The sequence below is a fragment of the Pseudomonas sp. DCB_BI genome (genome assembly GCF_026240995.1).
Lineage (GTDB): Bacteria > Pseudomonadota > Gammaproteobacteria > Pseudomonadales > Pseudomonadaceae > Aquipseudomonas.
Genome location: NZ_JAPFCG010000002.1, coordinates 316,294 through 332,010, shown reverse-complemented (window position 1 = coordinate 332,010; position 15,717 = coordinate 316,294). Strand labels below are relative to the sequence as shown.

The 15,717-nt window shown below is 63.4% G+C and carries 18 protein-coding genes; all 18 read right to left on the bottom strand.

What is annotated here, in order from left to right; translation table 11 throughout:
* Positions 1–67: 67 nt before the first annotated feature.
* Entirely contained in the window at positions 68–1,210 is a 1,143-nt protein-coding gene (flhB, locus tag OO258_RS03850) for a flagellar biosynthesis protein FlhB (RefSeq protein WP_266028917.1), read from the bottom strand.
* Between the two features lie 2 nt (positions 1,211–1,212).
* Positions 1,213–1,989, bottom strand: a complete 777-nt coding sequence (gene fliR / locus OO258_RS03845; protein WP_266028915.1) for a flagellar biosynthetic protein FliR — start codon at positions 1,987–1,989, stop codon at positions 1,213–1,215.
* A gap of 7 nt (positions 1,990–1,996) precedes the next feature.
* Positions 1,997–2,266, bottom strand: a complete 270-nt coding sequence (gene fliQ / locus OO258_RS03840; RefSeq protein WP_266028914.1) for a flagellar biosynthesis protein FliQ — start codon at positions 2,264–2,266, stop codon at positions 1,997–1,999.
* Between the two features lie 21 nt (positions 2,267–2,287).
* Positions 2,288–3,043, bottom strand: a complete 756-nt coding sequence (gene fliP / locus OO258_RS03835) for a flagellar type III secretion system pore protein FliP (RefSeq protein WP_266028913.1) — start codon at positions 3,041–3,043, stop codon at positions 2,288–2,290.
* Positions 3,043–3,477: a flagellar biosynthetic protein FliO gene (gene fliO / locus OO258_RS03830; protein WP_266028944.1), complete on the bottom strand. Its 435-nt coding sequence runs from the start codon at positions 3,475–3,477 to the stop codon at positions 3,043–3,045. The genes fliP and fliO overlap by 1 nt, the downstream gene beginning before the upstream one ends.
* 12 nt (positions 3,478–3,489) lie before the next feature.
* Positions 3,490–3,957 carry a flagellar motor switch protein FliN gene (gene fliN, locus OO258_RS03825; RefSeq protein ID WP_266028912.1) on the bottom strand — a complete coding sequence of 156 codons (468 nt, stop codon included), beginning with the start codon at positions 3,955–3,957 and terminating at the stop codon, positions 3,490–3,492.
* Positions 3,958–4,004: 47 nt separating this feature from the next.
* Entirely contained in the window at positions 4,005–4,973 is a 969-nt protein-coding gene (gene fliM / locus OO258_RS03820) for a flagellar motor switch protein FliM (RefSeq protein WP_012273501.1), read from the bottom strand.
* Positions 4,974–4,982: 9 nt separating this feature from the next.
* Positions 4,983–5,480, bottom strand: a complete 498-nt coding sequence (fliL, locus tag OO258_RS03815; RefSeq protein WP_110747218.1) for a flagellar basal body-associated protein FliL — start codon at positions 5,478–5,480, stop codon at positions 4,983–4,985.
* Between the two features lie 356 nt (positions 5,481–5,836).
* A complete protein-coding gene (locus tag OO258_RS03810) occupies positions 5,837–7,102 on the bottom strand; it encodes a flagellar hook-length control protein FliK (protein ID WP_266028911.1) in 1,266 nt (421 codons plus the stop codon).
* A 72-nt stretch (positions 7,103–7,174) separates the two neighbouring features.
* Positions 7,175–7,522, bottom strand: coding sequence for an Hpt domain-containing protein (locus tag OO258_RS03805; RefSeq protein WP_266028910.1), 348 nt, complete (start codon positions 7,520–7,522; stop codon positions 7,175–7,177).
* 48 nt (positions 7,523–7,570) lie between these two features.
* Positions 7,571–9,262 (bottom strand): fused response regulator/phosphatase, encoded by a 1,692-nt coding sequence (locus OO258_RS03800; protein WP_266028909.1) that lies wholly within the window; start codon positions 9,260–9,262, stop codon positions 7,571–7,573.
* Between the two features lie 8 nt (positions 9,263–9,270).
* Entirely contained in the window at positions 9,271–9,579 is a 309-nt protein-coding gene (locus tag OO258_RS03795) for an STAS domain-containing protein (protein ID WP_110747226.1), read from the bottom strand.
* A 162-nt stretch (positions 9,580–9,741) separates the two neighbouring features.
* A complete protein-coding gene (fliJ, locus tag OO258_RS03790; RefSeq protein ID WP_266028908.1) occupies positions 9,742–10,194 on the bottom strand; it encodes a flagellar export protein FliJ in 453 nt (150 codons plus the stop codon).
* Positions 10,195–10,200: 6 nt separating this feature from the next.
* Entirely contained in the window at positions 10,201–11,556 is a 1,356-nt protein-coding gene (gene fliI / locus OO258_RS03785; protein WP_266028907.1) for a flagellar protein export ATPase FliI, read from the bottom strand.
* Positions 11,546–12,340 (bottom strand): flagellar assembly protein FliH, encoded by a 795-nt coding sequence (gene fliH / locus OO258_RS03780; protein WP_266028906.1) that lies wholly within the window; start codon positions 12,338–12,340, stop codon positions 11,546–11,548. Before fliH ends, fliI begins: the two co-directional genes overlap by 11 nt.
* Before the next feature lie 186 nt (positions 12,341–12,526).
* The gene (fliG, locus tag OO258_RS03775) at positions 12,527–13,546 is read right to left on the bottom strand and encodes a flagellar motor switch protein FliG (RefSeq protein ID WP_013973604.1); all 1,020 of its coding nucleotides are present in this window, start codon (positions 13,544–13,546) and stop codon (positions 12,527–12,529) included.
* Complete coding sequence (fliF, locus tag OO258_RS03770; protein ID WP_266028905.1) at positions 13,539–15,317, bottom strand: flagellar basal-body MS-ring/collar protein FliF; 1,779 nt, start codon at positions 15,315–15,317, stop codon at positions 13,539–13,541. Before fliF ends, fliG begins: the two co-directional genes overlap by 8 nt.
* 15 nt (positions 15,318–15,332) lie before the next feature.
* The gene (gene fliE / locus OO258_RS03765; RefSeq protein WP_003254438.1) at positions 15,333–15,665 is read right to left on the bottom strand and encodes a flagellar hook-basal body complex protein FliE; all 333 of its coding nucleotides are present in this window, start codon (positions 15,663–15,665) and stop codon (positions 15,333–15,335) included.
* Between the last annotated feature and the right edge of the window lie 52 nt (positions 15,666–15,717).

Sequence of the window (15,717 nt, the reverse complement as noted above, 5' to 3'; positions counted from 1 at the left end):
GCGCGGGCGGCGCTCGATCTCATGGCCAACAAAAACCTCAAGGCAAATACCCGCCACCTACCACCAATCAACTGTCGCGGCGCAAATCCGGCGGGATCGGCAGGTCGTCTTTCAATGGCTCCGGCCGCTTGCCCTTGCCGGCACGGTACTGACGGATCTGGAACACATAGGCCAGCACCTGCGCCACCGCCAGGTACAAGCCGGCCGGGATTTCCTGCTCGATCTCGGTGGAGTAGTAGATCGCCCGCGCCAGCGCCGGCGACTCGAGGATCTGGATCTTGTGTTCTACCGCAATTTCGCGAATCTTCAGGGCCGTGAAGTCAGTACCCTTGGCCAACAGCAACGGCGCCGCCCCGCCATTTTCCGGGTCGTACTGCAAGGCCACCGCATAGTGCGTCGGGTTGGTGATGATCACATCGGCCTGCGGCACCGCCGCCATCATCCGCCGCTGCGACACTTCGCGCTGCAACTGGCGAATCCGCTGTTTGACCTCGGGCTTACCCTCGCTGTCCTTGTACTCGTCACGCACTTCCTGCTTGGTCATCTTCAGTTTCTTGTGCGTCTGGTACAGCTGGAACGGCACGTCTGCCGCGGCGATCAGCAGCAACCCGGCCGACATCCACAACGCGCTCCAGCCCACCACCTGAAGGCTGTGGATGATCGCCTGCTCCAGCGGCTCGTTGGCAATCGACAGCAAGGCCTGACGGTCACTGGACAGCACCACCACCGCCACGATCAGGATGACGAAAAACTTCGCCAGCGCCTTGAGCAGCTCCGTCACGCTGTTCATCGAGAACATGCGCTTTATCCCCGACAACGGGTTCATGCGGCTGAACTTGGGTTGCAGCAGGCTGCCGGAAAACAGGAAGCCACTAAGGGCGATGGGTGCCACGAAGGAAATCACGAAAAGCAGAATCAAGACCGGCTGCACCGCCCAGATCGCCATCTTGCCCGAGGCCAGCAGGAAGGCCCCCATGGCCCGCTCGTCTACGATCATTTCACGGGTCAGGCTGAAGTTCATGCGCATCATGGCCAACATGGTCTCGGCCAGATGGCCGCCGAACGCCAGCAGGCTACCGGCGCCGGCCAGGGTCACCGCCACCGTGTTCAGCTCCTTGGAACGCGCAACCTCGCCCTTTTCGCGGCTGTCGCGCTTACGTTTGTCGGTGGGGTCTTCTGTCTTGTCCTGGCCGCTCTCGCTTTCTGCCATGTTCAGCGCGCCCCCGCCAGCTCACGCAGCCATTGCAGCGTTTCGCTGGCCAATGCCTGGTAGTGAGAGAGTACATCGGCCAGGCCGACCCAGAAGACGAACATGCCCATGACCAAGGTCAGCGGGAAGCCGATGGAAAAAATGTTCAGCTGTGGCGCTGCGCGGGTCATCACGCCAAAGGCAATGTTCACCACCAGCAGCGAGGCAATCACCGGCAGAATCAACAGCAGGCCAGCACCAAACACCCAGCCCATGCGCCCGGCCAGCTCCCAGAAGTGGTTGACCACCAGCGCACTTCCCACCGGCAAGGTGGTAAAGCTCTCGGTCAGCACCTCGAACACCACCAGATGGCCGTTCATCAACAGGAACAACACACTCACCAGCATGGTCATGAACTGGCTGATCACCGCGACGTTGACCCCGTTGGCGGGGTCAACCATCGAGGCGAACGCCATGCCCATCTGCACCGCAACGATCTGCCCGGCAACCACGAATGCCTGGAACAGCAACTGCAGCGCCAGGCCGAACAACGCACCCACGATGATCTGCTCGGCACACAGCAGCAGGCCCGGCAAACTCAGCGGGTCGAATTCAGGCAGTGGCGGCAGTGCCGGCACGATCACCACGGTGATGGCCACGGAGACGTACAAGCGCACCCGCGCCGGCAACATGCGGGTACCGAAGATCGGCATGGTCATCAGCACCGCCGTCACCCTGAACAATGGCAGGATGAACGTGGCGACCCAAGTGCCGATCTGCGTGTCGGTCAGCTCCAGCATCGCCGCATCAGCCTATGAGCTGCGGGATGTTGGTGTAGAGCGTGGTGATGTACTCCATGAATTTCTGCACCAGCCACGGCCCGGCAATGATCAGCGTGACCAGCATCACCAGCAGGCGCGGCAGAAAGCTCAGGGTCTGTTCGTTGATCTGCGTGGCCGCCTGGAACATTGCCACCACCAGGCCCACCAACAGGCTCGGCACCACCAGCACGGCAACCATCAAGGTTGTCAGCCACAAAGCATCACGAAACAGGTCGACAGCTACTTCAGGTGTCATCGGCGGCTCTCCTTGACGGCGTCAGACGCCGCCGAAACTGCTGGCCAGGGTACCCATGATCAGCGCCCAGCCGTCGACCAGCACGAACAGCATGATCTTGAACGGCAGCGAGATGATCAGCGGCGACAGCATCATCATACCCATGGCCATCAGCACACTGGCCACCACCATGTCGATGATCAGGAACGGGATGAAGATCATGAACCCGATCTGGAACGCGGTCTTGAGCTCCGAAGTGACGAACGCCGGTACCAGGATCGTCAGCGGCACCTGGTCGGGGCCGGCGATGTCGGTGCGCTTGGACAGGCGCATGAACAGGTCGAGGTCGCTCTGCCGGGTTTGCGCCAACATGAAGTCCTTGAGCGGGCCCTGGGCTTTGTCGATGGCCTGCTGGGCGGTCATCTGCTCTTTCAGGTAGGGCTGCAGCGCGTCCTGGTTCACCCGGTCGAACACCGGGGCCATGATGAACAGGGTAAGGAACAGCGCCATGCCGGTCAGCAGCTGGTTTGAAGGCGTCTGCTGCAACCCCAAGGCCTGACGCAGGATGGAGAAGACGATGATGATACGGGTGAAGCTGGTCATCAGAATGACGAACGCCGGAATAAAGCTCAGCGCCGTCATGATCAGCAGTATTTGCAGGCTGACCGAATATTCCTGCTGCCCGTCCGCAGTGTTGGACAGGGTAATGGCCGGGATCGACAGCGGGTCGGCGGCCAGGGCCAATGGCGCCGCCAGCAGCAACGCCAGAGTCAACAACGTACGCAGCGCGCCGCTCATCACTTGTTGTCCTTAGGGTTCTTGCCCATCAGCTCCAGCAGCCGCTGGGCGAACTCCGGCGTCGCCTGACGGGCGCTTTCCGCCACCTGCACCGGCTCAGCCAGCACATGCAACGCCTCGATGCTGCCAGGAGTATGGCCGATCAGGATCTGCTCCTTGCCCACCTGCACCAGCAGCAGGCGGTCACGCGGGCCGATGGCGCGACTGCCGACGATCTCGATCACCTGCCCACCCTTCACCGCCGTGCTCTGCAGGCGCCGCAGCAACCAGGCCAGGAAGAAGATCAGGCCGACCACCAGCAGCAGGCCGAAAACCATCTGCGCCAATTGCCCACCCAGGCTGCCAGGCGCAGCCGCCGGGGTAACCGCAGGCGTGGCAGCGGCCAGGCAGGCGTGGCTGGCGAACAGCACCGCGAGTGCCGCAATGGCGCGCATCGTGCCCTTCACTCAGCGCAGCTTCTTGATACGTTCGCTGGGGCTGATCACGTCGGTCAGGCGGATGCCGAACTTCTCGTTGACCACGACCACTTCGCCATGGGCGATCAGCGTGCCATTGACCAGCACGTCGAGCGGCTCGCCGGCCAGGCGGTCGAGCTCGATCACCGACCCCTGGTTGAGCTGCAACAGGTTGCGGATGTTGATCTCGGTGCTGCCCACTTCCATGGAAATGCTCACCGGGATATCCAGAATCACATCCAGGTTCGGGCCTTCGAGGCTGACGTTTTCGTTCGGCTTCGGCGAGCTGGCGAACTCTTCCATCGGCAGGCGGCCGGGGCCGCTGTTGCTGCCGGTGTCACCACCCAGCAATGCATCGATGTCGGCCTGGCCGGCGGCACCGGTTTCCTCCAGCGCTGCAGCCCACTCGTCGGCCAGCGCCTGGTCCTCTGGGGAGGTGATCTCGTTTTCGTTAGCCATGGTTTCCTCGACAGGCATTCAATTCGTTATGAGCGACCGGCACGCCGTCAGCGGCGTTCGATCGGGTCGATGATCTGCAGGGCCAGGTTGCCCTTGTGCGAACCCAGCCGCGCCTTGAACGCCGGCACCCCATTGGCACGCAGCACCAAGTGCTCGGGCAGCTCGACCGGGATCACATCGCCCGGCTGCATGTGCAGGATGTCACGCAGCTTCAGCTGACGCCGGGCGACGGTGGCAGTCATTGGCACGGCCACGTCCAGCACGTCCTCGCGCAATGCCTTGACCCAGCGCTCGTCCTGGTCGTCCAGGTCGGACTGGAAACCGGCATCGAGCATTTCCCGCACCGGCTCGATCATCGAGTACGGCATGGTCACGTGCAGGTCACCGCCGCCGCCGTCCAGTTCGATGTGGAAGGTGGACACCACAACGGCTTCGCTGGGGCCGACGATGTTGGCCATGGCCGGGTTGACCTCAGAGTTCATGTACTCGAAGGTGACCGGCATGATCGCCTGCCAGGCTTCCTTGAGGTCGACGAAGCACTGGTCCAGCACCATGCGCACCACGCGCAGTTCGGTCGGGGTGAACTCGCGGCCTTCAATCTTGGCGTGGCGGCCATCGCCGCCAAAGAAGTTGTCCACCAGCTTGAACACCAGCTTGGCGTCGAGGATGAACAGCGATGTGCCGCGCAGCGGCTTGATCTTGACCAGATTGAGGCTGGTCGGCACGTACAGCGAATGCACGTATTCGCCGAATTTCATCACCTGCACGCCACCCACGGCGACGTCGGCCGAGCGGCGCAGCAGGTTGAACATGCTGATGCGGGTATAACGGGCGAAGCGCTCGTTGATCATTTCCAGGGTCGGCATGCGACCCCGCACGATACGGTCCTGGCTGGTCAGGTCGTAACTTTTGATACTGCCAGGCTCGGATGCACTCTCGGTCTGCACCAGCCCGTCGTCGACGCCGTGCAACAGGGCATCGATTTCATCCTGGGACAGCAGGTCCTGTACGGCCATTACGGACTCCTACTGCAATACGAAATTGGTGAACAGCAACTGGTCGATGACCGGCTTGCCGACTTCCTTCTGCGCCACTTCCTGGACCACTGCGGTAGCCTTCTGACGCAGCATCTCCTGCCCTACCGGGCTGCTGGCGAGGGTGTCGAAGCCTTGCCCGGAAAACATCATCACCAGGTTGTTGCGGATCACCGGCATGTGCACCTTCAGTGCATCCAGATCAGCCTGGTTGCGCGCCTGCATGGTGATGCTCAGCTGCATGTAGCGCTGGCGGCCGTTCTGGTTGAAGTTGACCACGAAGGCCGGGGTGAGGGCCTCGTAGATCGCCGCAGGCTTGACGTTGCTGGCCGCGGCTTCAGCGGCCGGTGCTGGCTCGCTCTTGTGCATGATGAACCAGGTAGCGCCCACCGACAGGCCGATCGCCAGCAGCAGGCCCACTACGGCCAGGATGATCAGCTTGAGTTTGCCTTTAGTGGCGGGGTCTTTGACTGCTTCGCTCTTCGCCATGCCAATAATCCGTCGTCCATCGGGGGTTCAAGGGAGAATGGCTTGGCTTGAGCAAGTGTTATGCCAGAATTCGGCTTGAGGGATTTTACGCCTGTGAGATCGAGCGCCGCCCACGCGGCGCATCGCGAGCTGCGCTCGCTCCTACGTTTGTTTCGGGCCAGTATCCCAGTGGCAGACGCGCGCGACCGCCTGGTGTGTACTGCGCGATATCAAGCCATGCCCCCAGGCGTTCGCGCGCAAATCCCCCAGGAATAATTGGCCCGAAACAAACGTAGGAGCGAGCGCAGCTCGCGATGCGCCGCGCGGGCGGCGCTCGATCTCACTGCCCCCACAAGAACCAAGCCATGCACCAGACATCAGGCGTAATAATCGACCGCACTGTCGCCGACAACCACCTGCTGTTCCAAAGGCCGGGCGCTATCAACCACCTCGACCCCACCCTGTTCCGCCTGCCGCGCCGCGACCCCGGACAAGTTGCTGCCCTGCGCCTGCGCCTGCCCCTGCTGCTGTTGTTGCCCACGCGACTGATCAGCCACATTGACATCTGGCTGCGCCAGCCCCTGCTGGACGAACAGCTCGCGCAGGCGGTGCACCTGGCTGTCGAGGGCATCACGCACACCGGCGTGACCACTGATGAAGGTGACCTGAGTGGCCTGGTCCGCCGCGACATTGACGCGAATGTCCAGGCGGCCCAGCTCGGCCGGTTCCAGTTGAATATCCGCCGACTTGAGGTTCTGGCTGGAGAGGTACATGACCCGGTTGACCAGCCCTTCGGCCCAGGCGTCCTGGTTCATCGGCAACGGCTGGTGCAGCGGGCTGGCATTGGCCGGCACGGCGTTGGCGGTCTTGGCCGTGGCCGCCTGGGTCAGGCTCGCCAGGCGGTTGGCGAAATCGTCGACACGGGTGTCGCTGCTGGCGCTCTTGGTGTCCTTCAAGCCATCTTCGAGCAAGGCGCCAAAGGCCTTGTCACCCGGTTCACCGCTTTCGCCCTCGGCATTCTCGACCACATTCGCCAAGGTATTGACGGCCACCTGCCCATCTTCACCCTGGGCCTGGGAGGGATCAAGGGCATGTGCGGAGGTATTACCCTTGGCCTGGGCACTGTGCTCCAGCGCCAGGCGCAAGGTCGGCAGGTTGGCTAAAGGGTCGGCTTCCGGGTCGAACGCTTCTTCGGCAGGCGGCGCCTCAGGTAGCGCCTCCTGGATTTGCGCAGTAGCGGCCTGCAGCATCGGCGCCACCGCCTCGGCCTGGGCCTGGATCAGCTGCGCGCCCGGCTGGGCATCGGTGACCTGGCCGGCCACCAGGCTGGCATCAAGCAAGCCAGTATCAGCCTGGACCACCTCTTGCGCTGGCAATTTGTTGCCGTCATCGGCAACGGCGGTTTCGTCGGCCGGGTCTTCCTTGCCGCCCGCCACCACATCAGGTTTGTCCTTGGGTTTGGCCTGGGCGACCTTTTCATCCTGCCCCACAGCCTTGTCGCGGCCCTGTCGGGCCATCACCTGGCCAAAGCCGTCGCCCTTGTCGCCCACTGCCTGCTGCGGTTTGTCCGCCTGAACGGCGGCCGGACGCGATGTGTTGGCAGCGGCGTTAGCTTGCAATAGAGGGTTGGGTGCGACAGGCATCGAGGGGTCTCCGCGCCAGAAACAATAAAATCATCTGGCTAGAGACACGCAAGACTCGCGCCAACTCACAGTTCAGCCTGCAGATATACGCTGCTGCTCATCGCGGTAAAAGCGCTGCACTTCAGCGAACTCCTCGTCGATGCGGCTGATGAGGTCTTCGATGCCATACAGCGGGGGCCGCCGGGCACTTTCTTCCAGCTGCTGGCACAGCGCTGCGAGGGCAACCGCCCCCATGTTACTGCTGCTGCCCTTGAAACTGTGGGCAGCCGCGCCGAGTTCTTCGGCGTTTTTCGCCGCATGCAGCTGCCCCAGACGCCGTTCGGAGTCATCCAGAAAAGTTTGCACCAACTGCAGGTAGCCATCTTCCATGACCTCACGCAGGTCCCGGAGTACCTTGTGGTCAATATGCATGTCAGTCACTTGTTCACTCCTTGATCAAGCCAGATTATGCCCGAGCCAGCCGCTGGCTCACCAGACGAAGTCCACATGTGCGCAGCGCCCGCCTTCACTCCAGCGCGCATCACTGGCCAGCCGCTGCACCAGGTTCAGACCACGGCCGCTCAACCCCTGATCTCGCGGAGGCCGCGCCAGTACACGCTGCACATCGAAGCCGGCACCACTGTCGCGAACCTCGATCATCAGACGCCCGCCGTCGCCATGCGGTTCAACCTTGAAATTGATGCTTACAAAACCATCGGTCAGCGCGCCCAGGCGCCGGGCGCGCTCCTGATAGTAGTTGGCAAAGCCCTGCACATCGCTTTTCAGCTGCGAGTCCAGGCCGAGCACGCCATGCTCCAGGGCATTGGAATACAACTCGCTGAGCACGCTGTGCAGGTTGCCTGTACGCGTGCGCAGGCCGTGAATTTCCTGCAACAACTGCACCAGGTACGGCACCGGATTGAAGCGTTTCAGGCTCTCGCCACGAACCTCGAAGCCGAGCGACCAATCCAGCGGGCTGGAGCGGCCACTCTCAGCGTAGATCATCGGCACCGGGACCCGCTCTTCGGCGCTGAACATGCGGATGTCGCACAAGCTGATATCGTCGCGAGGACGCCCGCCAAACCGCTCCAGGGCCTGCATCAGCTCATCGAACAACTGGGCCGGCTCACGGTTATCGGCCAGCACTGCACGCAGCCGCTGTACGCCGAACAGGCGATCCTCGTCGTCGGCCGTATCGAGCACCCCGTCCGACAACAGCAACAGGCGCTCACCTGCCGCCAGCGGCAACACCTCGGTGCTGTCATCAAAGCGCTCGGCAGCGAGAATGCCCAGCGGCAGGTGCCGCGACTCCAACACCGACAGCACCTGGCCCTTTACTGACAGCCGGTAGCCATCCGGCATGCCGCCGTTCCATACCTCCACCGAGCCACGCTGCATGCTGAGGTTGAGCAGCAGCGCACAGCAGAACATGTCCACCGGCAGGATGCGCTTGAGCTTGGCGTTCATCTCGCGCAGGATCTGCGCCATGCCATAGCCCTTGGCGGTCATGCCGTAGAACACCTCGGCCAGTGGCATGGCTCCGACCGCCGCTGGCAAGCCGTGCCCGGTAAAATCGCCCAGCAGCACGCGCATGTCGCCGGCCGGGGTAAACGCCGCCAGCATCAGGTCGCCATTGAACAGCGCGTAGGGCGATTGCAGGTAGCGGATGTTCGGCGCCGACAGGCAACCGGAGTGTGCGACCTTGTCGAAAACCGCCTTGGCCACCCGCTGCTCGTTCAGCAGATGGTGATGGTGCCGGGTGATCTGGTCGCGCTGCTCCAGCACGGTGGCCTGCAACCGGCGCAGGCGGTCCATGGCCCGTATCTTGGCGGCGAGAATCACCGCGCTGTAGGGCTTGGCCATGAAATCATCACCGCCGGCCTCCAGGCAGCGCACCAGGCCTTGCTCCTCGTTCAGCGAGGTGAGGAAAATGATCGGCACCAGCGCCTCGCCTGCCAGGGCCTTGATCTGCCGCGCCGCTTCGAAACCGTCCATCACCGGCATCAATGCGTCAAGCAGCACCAACTGCGGGCGCCGCTCTACGAACAGCGCCACAGCTTGCTCGCCGTTTTCTGCGGTAACTACCTCATGACCCTGGCGGCGCACGATCTGCGCCAGCAGCAGGCGGTCGGCGGCACCGTCTTCAGCTACCAGCACGGTCAAAGCCTGTTCGGCCGGCATGTCGGGGCTCAACTACTGATATCGAAGAGTTTTTCGAAATTGGAAATGGCGAGGATCTTGCGCACGTCGGAACTGGCATGCACCACCCGCACATCCGACTCGTCGCCGCCTGCGTGGTCGCGCAGCAACAGCAACATGCCGAGCGCAGAACTGTCCAGGTAGGTAGTGTCCCTCAGGTCGACAACAACCGAATCTGGCCGGCTGGTCTGGCGTTCGTAAGCGTCGCGAAACTCCTGATGCTTGCCGAAATCGAAGCGCCCCTTGATCTTGATTGTCAGCTTTTTCCCGTCCTGCGAAAAATCAGTCTCGACTGCCATGCTAGCGATTCCTTCGATGATGGCGGATGCAACTCCTTTAAGGTTTAGCAGGCGATGGTGGGGGTGGCAAGTGTTCGCCGTGCGGCCTGCGGTGTCCGGGGGATCGAGCGCCGCGGGGGCGGCGCTCGATCTCACAAACGCTGCAAGACCAGCGACGACCCCCTACACATGGCTCTGCCGGGGCAACCGCTGGGAAAGCTCATCCAGCAACCGCTGCTCACGCTTGTCTTCGGCCCGTCGGGCTTCATCCAGGTAGCGCTGCACCAGCTTGCGCAAACCCTCCACCCTGGCATAGGCCTGCTGCCAGGTGCCTCGGGCGTTGTTGAGGTTGTTCTGGTGCCAGACCAGGCTTTGCCGCTGCTGGGTCATGGCCGCTTCCAGCTGCCCCAGAAAGCGCTGGTAATTGACCAGCCAGCTGCCATTGACCCCCTGCCCGCCACGGTTGATCCACTGCAATTGGTAATCCTCGCGGTAGCGCTCCAGCTCGGCCAGCTTGGCCTGGGCGGTGGCCACCTGCTGCTGGAAATGGCCAAGGCGCTGCGCCGCCTTGCGCTCGGCCTCCTCGGCCATATCCACCACCGGCGCCAGGCGCGCGGCACGTCCGGGCAGTGCCATGGCCTATCAGCCTGCCGGGGGCGTGAAAATCGCCCCCAGATCATCGCGGCTCTGCGCCATGCCCACGTTCTCATGCAGGCCCTGACGCAGAAACGCTACCAGCTTCGATTGCAAGGCAATGGCCAGGTCGGTTTCCGGGTCACCGCCCGCCACATACGCACCGACGCTGATCAGGTCGCGGCTTTGCGACAGGCGCGACCATAGCTGCTTGAATTTCTGCGCCTGGCGCAAGTGGTCGGCGTCCACCACCTGCGGCATGACCCGGCTGATCGACGCTTCGATATCGATGGCCGGATAATGGCCCTCCTCAGCCAGTCGCCGCGACAGGACGAAGTGGCCGTCGAGCACGCCCCGTGCCGAGTCCGCGATCGGGTCCTGCTGGTCGTCACCTTCCGACAGCACCGTGTAGAACGCCGTGATAGAGCCGCCACCCGGCTCGCCATTACCGGCCCGCTCGACCAGCTTGGGCAGCTTGGCGAACACCGACGGTGGATAACCGCGGGTGGCCGGCGGCTCGCCGATGGCCAAGGCAATTTCCCGCTGGGCCTGGGCGAAACGGGTCAGCGAGTCCATCAGCAACAGCACGTTCTTGCCTTTATCGCGGAAGTACTCGGCAATGCGCGTGCAGTACATGGCGGCGCGCAGGCGCATCAGCGGCGCATCATCGGCGGGCGATGCGACCACCACCGAGCGCTTGAGCCCCTCCTCACCCAGGATGTGCTCGATGAACTCCTTCACTTCCCGGCCCCGCTCACCAATCAGGCCGACCACGATGATCTCGGCTTCAGTAAAGCGCGTCATCATGCCCAGCAGCACCGACTTACCCACGCCGGTACCGGCGAACAGGCCCAGGCGCTGGCCTCGGCCGACAGTGAGCAGGCCGTTGATGCTGCGGATACCCACATCCAGCGGCTTGCTGATGGGGTCGCGGTTGAGCGGGTTGATCACCGGGCCGTCCATCGGCACCCAATCCTCGGCCTTCATTCCGCCCTTGCCGTCCAGCGCGCGGCCAGCACCGTCGAGCACCCGGCCGAGCATGCCCATGCCCATGGGCAGGCGGCCACCGTCGTCCAGGGGCACCACGCGGGCGCCCGGGGCGATGCCGACAATGCTGCCAACCGGCATGAGGAACACCTTGGGGCCGGCAAAGCCCATGACTTCGGCTTCGACCTGCACCGGGTGGTAACTGTCGTCATTGATGACCAGGCAGCGGCTGCCGACAGCGGCGCGCAGGCCTTCGGCCTCCAGGGTAAGGCCGACCATGCGCAACAGGCGGCCCTCCACGATGGGCCGCGCTGGCAACTCGATGGCCTCGGCGTAGCTACCCAGGCGCTTGCCGAAACTGGTGCGGTCAAGGCGCATCAGGGTTGTCCATGGCAGGCTCGACCGGGGCGTCCAGGTTTACCGACATGTCGGGAGCCGCCGGGTGCAGTGAATGGTCGTGCAACTGGTCGAACAGCTGTGCCACGGCCTTTTCGATACGGGTTTCCATGGTCGCGTCAATGCGGCTGTGGGCTGTTTCGATGCGGCAGCCCCCCGGCAGCAGCGCGCTGTCTTCCAGCAGCCGCCAGTTTTCCTCGTGGCGTTCGCGCAGGGCCTTGGCCAGCTCGAAATCCTGCGGGTGGAGGTGGATGCGGATATTGTCCGCCCCCATCGGCAGCAGCTTAAGCGCCTCGCGCAGCACCTGGGTGATCTGGCTGGAATCGCTGCGCAGTTCACGGCCGATGACCTGGCGGGTCATGTGCGCCACCAGGTGGACGACGGTTTTCTCGATCTGGGTGTCCTGCTCGGCGATCGGGTCCATCAGGTTGGTCATCAGCCGCTCGAGGCTGGACAGCTTGGCCTTCAGGGCCTCTTCGGCCTCCTGGCGGACCTTGAGCTGGGTGCTGTGGAAGCCCTCGCGTTCACCGGTGGCGAAACCCTCGTTGTAGGCTTCCTGACGAATGGCTTCGAGCTCTTCCAAGGTCAGCGGCTGGACTTCTTCCAGCGGCACTTCCTCTACTTCTTCCGCGATGACCTCAGGCTCCGGTTCCGGCTCGGGCTCTGGCTCGGGCTCCGGGTCGAAGCTGGGCAGCGTCCACACATCCACGCCCTCGAGGTCGCGGGCGCGGATCAGGTCGCTGGGGTGATGTTCTTTGGTGGACATGTTTTCAGGTACTCAATCCATGTTCAGCCAATGCACACTCGCTCAAAAAGATTGAACTGGCGCGCACGCTGTGGGAGCAGGCTTGCTCGCGAACACGGGCAACGCCCGTGCGATCCACCGCAGCGCCTGCTTCGCGGGCAAGCCCGCTCCCACAGGGTCAACGGCGGACTTGCCGCCGCTATAAGATCAGATCATTTCCTCGGCGCCCTTGCCGCCGAGCACAATCTCGCCGGCTTCGGCCATGCGCCGGGCGATGGTGAGGATTTCCTTCTGCGCCGTCTCGACATCGCTGACCCGCACTGGCCCCTTGGCCTCCAGGTCGTCGCGCAGCAGCTCCGAGGCCCGCTTGGACATGTTCTTGAAGATCTTGTCCTTGACCCGCTCGTCGGCGCCCTTGAGCGACACCACCAGCACGTCGGACGACACTTCGCGCAACAGCGCCTGAATGCCACGGTCGTCGACGTCGGCCAGGTTGTTGAAGACAAACATCAGGTCTTCGATCTGCTCCGACAGGTCGCTGTCGATTTCGCGGATCGCGTCCATCAGTGCGCCTTCCACCGAGCTGTCGAGGAAGTTCATGATGTCGGCCGCCCGCTTGATGCCACCCAGGGTAGTGCGCGCTGCGTTGGAGTTGCCCGAGAACTGCTTCTCGAGGATCTGGTTCAGCTCTTTCAATGCAGCCGGCTGCACCGTGTTCAGCGATGAAACACGCAGGACGATGTCCAGGCGGACCTTGTGGTCGAAGTTGCTCAGCACTTCACCGGCCTGGTCCGGGTCGAGGTAGGCGACCACGATGGCCTGGATCTGTGGGTGCTCGTAGCGGATCACGTCGGCCACGGCGCGCGGCTCCATCCACTTCAGGCTGTCCAGGCCGCTGGTGTTGCCACCCAGCAGGATACGGTCGACCAGGCCGTTGGCCTTGTCCTCGCCCAAGGCCTGGTTGAGCATTTTGCGGATATACGCGTCGGAACCCACGCCCAGACTGGTCTGATCACCGACGATCTCGACGAACTCGCTCATCACCTGCTCGACCTGGTCACGGTGCACATTGCCCATCTGCGCCATGGCCACACCGACCCGCTGCACTTCCTTGGGGCCCATGTGGCGCAGTACCTGGGCCGCATCGGTCTCGCCCAGCGACAGCAAGAGGATCGCCGCTTTGTCGACGCGGCTCAGCTTGGCGGTAACGGCTCGGTTATCACTCATCGGCGTTGATCCACTCTTTCACGACCTGGGCAACGCGGCCCGGGTCTTCGGCCACCAGGCCTTTGATTGCGTTGAGCTGTGCCTCGTAACCCTCGGTCGGGCTAGGCAGCAGAATGCTTGTCGGGCCACCCAGGCTGACGCGGTCGTTGGCCAGTTCGCCATCCAGACCCATCATGCCGCCCAGCTCCATGTCGCTATCCGAGGCAGCCTGCTTGCCGCCCCCTGTGATGTTGTTCAGCACCGGCCGCAGTACACCGAACACCAGCACCAGGATGAACACCACGCCCAGCACCTGCTTGACGATGTCCCAGAACCACGGCTGCTGGTAGAAGGCGATCTCGGCAATTTCCTCGCCCCGGTCGACGGCGAACGGCACGTTGATCACCGTCACGCTGTCGCCACGGCTGGCATCGAAGCCGACGGCGTCCTGCACCAGGCGGGTGAAGCGCGCCAGGTCTTCGGCGCCCCACGGTGCCCGGGTGGTGTCGCCGGTAGCCGGGTCGATCTTGACCTGGTCGTCCACCACTACCGCCACCGACAGGCGGGTCATGCGCCCTTGCTGCTGGCGGGTGTGGCTGATGGAGCGGTCCAGCTCGAAGTTCTTGGTGCTTTGCTGACGTTTATCTGACGGATACGGCGCAAGCATCGGCTGGCCGGTGGCCGGGTCCATGATCTGCTGGCCGTTGGCATCCACCAGCGGTTGGCCAGGCTGAATGGCCGCAGCCGGGGTGGCGGCGCCACCAGTGGTCTGCGGTGCCGAGGCAGCGCCGGGCGGCTGGTTGCTCAATGCGCCGGGCACGCCCTGCGGGCCCTGGCTGCTGGCACGCTGCTCATCAACCGACTGCTCGCTGCGCAGTGCCGGCTGGTCCGGGTTGAACTGTTCGGCGGTGGACTCGACCGCGCTGAAGTCGAGCTCGGCGGACACTTCGGCCTTGTAGCGGTCATTGCCCAGCACCGGCTGCAGGATGTTGCGCACACGCTGGGTGAGCATGCTTTCCATGCGTCGGCTGTAGTCGTACTGCTTGCCGGCCTCGGTCAAGGCAGAATCCTGCAACTGCTCGGACAGCAGGTTGCCCTTCTGATCGACCACGGTGACCTGGGACTTGTCCAGTTCCGGCACGCTGGTGGCGACCAGGTTGACGATGGCCATTACCTGACCGGCTTCCAGGGCGCGCCCTGGGTACAGCTCGACCAGTACCGAGGCGCTTGGCTTGCGTTCATCCCGCACGAACACCGAGCTTTTCGGAATGGCCAGGTGCACACGTGCGGCCTTGACGTTGTTCAGGCTGGACACTGTGCGCGCCAGCTCGCCTTCCAGGCTGCGGCGGTAGCGGGTGGCTTCCATGAACTGGCTAGTGCCCAGGCCCTGCTCCTTGTCGAGCAGTTCAAAGCCGACATTGCCGTCGCTGGGCGCCACCCCGGCGGCGGCCAGTTTCAGGCGCGCACGGGAGAGGTCGTCGGCCTTGACCAGCAGGGCGCCAGAATTGGGCTCTACATTGTAGGGAATGTCGGCAGCGGACAGGGTGTCCATGACCTGCTTGGTGTCCATGCCCGACAAGCTGCCGTACAGCGGACGATAATCGGGTTGTTGCGACCACAGCACCACGGCAAAGCCGATCGCCACGCTGGCCGCCAGTCCGACCATGAGGCCGATCTGCCGCAGCATGGGCATCCGCGCGATGTTTTCCAGAAACGCCATGCCGAACAGCGGCGGCTTGGCCGCTGGCGTACCAGACTTGGCGGGGGCGTTTTCGACGACTGCTTCAGCCATGGTTTACGTCCGCCCTCAAACCGGCATCTGCATGATGTCCTGGTACGCCTGGACCAGCTTGTTGCGTACCTGGGTCATGGCCTGCATCGACACGCTGGCCTTTTGCGAAGCGATCATCACGTCGGTCAGGTCGACGCCGCTCTTGCCGATTTCAAAGGCGTTGGCCAGCTGGGTCGAGGCCTGCTGGGTTTCATGCACCTTGCCAATGGCCTGGCCGAGCATGTCGGCAAAGGTACTTTGCCCCGGCGCCAGTTCGGGCGCCGCGGTAACCTTTGGCAACGACATGGCATCGGCCTGCATGGCCCGCATGTCCAACATCAGACGATTGAATTCAACACCTTGGCTCATGACCCTTCTCTCTCCTGCGGCCGCATTTTTTTGACACGCCTGCGGCGGATAG

What these genes read in the sequence shown, in the direction of transcription:
- flhB (WP_266028917.1), bottom strand. Translation starts at nt 1,210, where the DNA reads ATGGCAGAAAGCGAGAGCGGCCAGGACAAGACAGAAGACCCCACCGAC.
- fliR (WP_266028915.1), bottom strand. Translation starts at nt 1,989, where the DNA reads ATGCTGGAGCTGACCGACACGCAGATCGGCACTTGGGTCGCCACGTTC.
- fliQ (WP_266028914.1), bottom strand. Translation starts at nt 2,266, where the DNA reads ATGACACCTGAAGTAGCTGTCGACCTGTTTCGTGATGCTTTGTGGCTG.
- fliP (WP_266028913.1), bottom strand. Translation starts at nt 3,043, where the DNA reads ATGAGCGGCGCGCTGCGTACGTTGTTGACTCTGGCGTTGCTGCTGGCG.
- fliO (WP_266028944.1), bottom strand. Translation starts at nt 3,477, where the DNA reads ATGCGCGCCATTGCGGCACTCGCGGTGCTGTTCGCCAGCCACGCCTGC.
- fliN (WP_266028912.1), bottom strand. Translation starts at nt 3,957, where the DNA reads ATGGCTAACGAAAACGAGATCACCTCCCCAGAGGACCAGGCGCTGGCC.
- fliM (WP_012273501.1), bottom strand. Translation starts at nt 4,973, where the DNA reads ATGGCCGTACAGGACCTGCTGTCCCAGGATGAAATCGATGCCCTGTTG.
- fliL (WP_110747218.1), bottom strand. Translation starts at nt 5,480, where the DNA reads ATGGCGAAGAGCGAAGCAGTCAAAGACCCCGCCACTAAAGGCAAACTC.
- OO258_RS03810 (WP_266028911.1), bottom strand. Translation starts at nt 7,102, where the DNA reads ATGCCTGTCGCACCCAACCCTCTATTGCAAGCTAACGCCGCTGCCAAC.
- OO258_RS03800 (WP_266028909.1), bottom strand. Translation starts at nt 9,262, where the DNA reads ATGCCGGCCGAACAGGCTTTGACCGTGCTGGTAGCTGAAGACGGTGCC.
- OO258_RS03795 (WP_110747226.1), bottom strand. Translation starts at nt 9,579, where the DNA reads ATGGCAGTCGAGACTGATTTTTCGCAGGACGGGAAAAAGCTGACAATC.
- fliJ (WP_266028908.1), bottom strand. Translation starts at nt 10,194, where the DNA reads ATGGCACTGCCCGGACGTGCCGCGCGCCTGGCGCCGGTGGTGGATATG.
- fliI (WP_266028907.1), bottom strand. Translation starts at nt 11,556, where the DNA reads ATGCGCCTTGACCGCACCAGTTTCGGCAAGCGCCTGGGTAGCTACGCC.
- fliH (WP_266028906.1), bottom strand. Translation starts at nt 12,340, where the DNA reads ATGTCCACCAAAGAACATCACCCCAGCGACCTGATCCGCGCCCGCGAC.
- fliG (WP_013973604.1), bottom strand. Translation starts at nt 13,546, where the DNA reads ATGAGTGATAACCGAGCCGTTACCGCCAAGCTGAGCCGCGTCGACAAA.
- fliF (WP_266028905.1), bottom strand. Translation starts at nt 15,317, where the DNA reads ATGGCTGAAGCAGTCGTCGAAAACGCCCCCGCCAAGTCTGGTACGCCA.
- fliE (WP_003254438.1), bottom strand. Translation starts at nt 15,665, where the DNA reads ATGAGCCAAGGTGTTGAATTCAATCGTCTGATGTTGGACATGCGGGCC.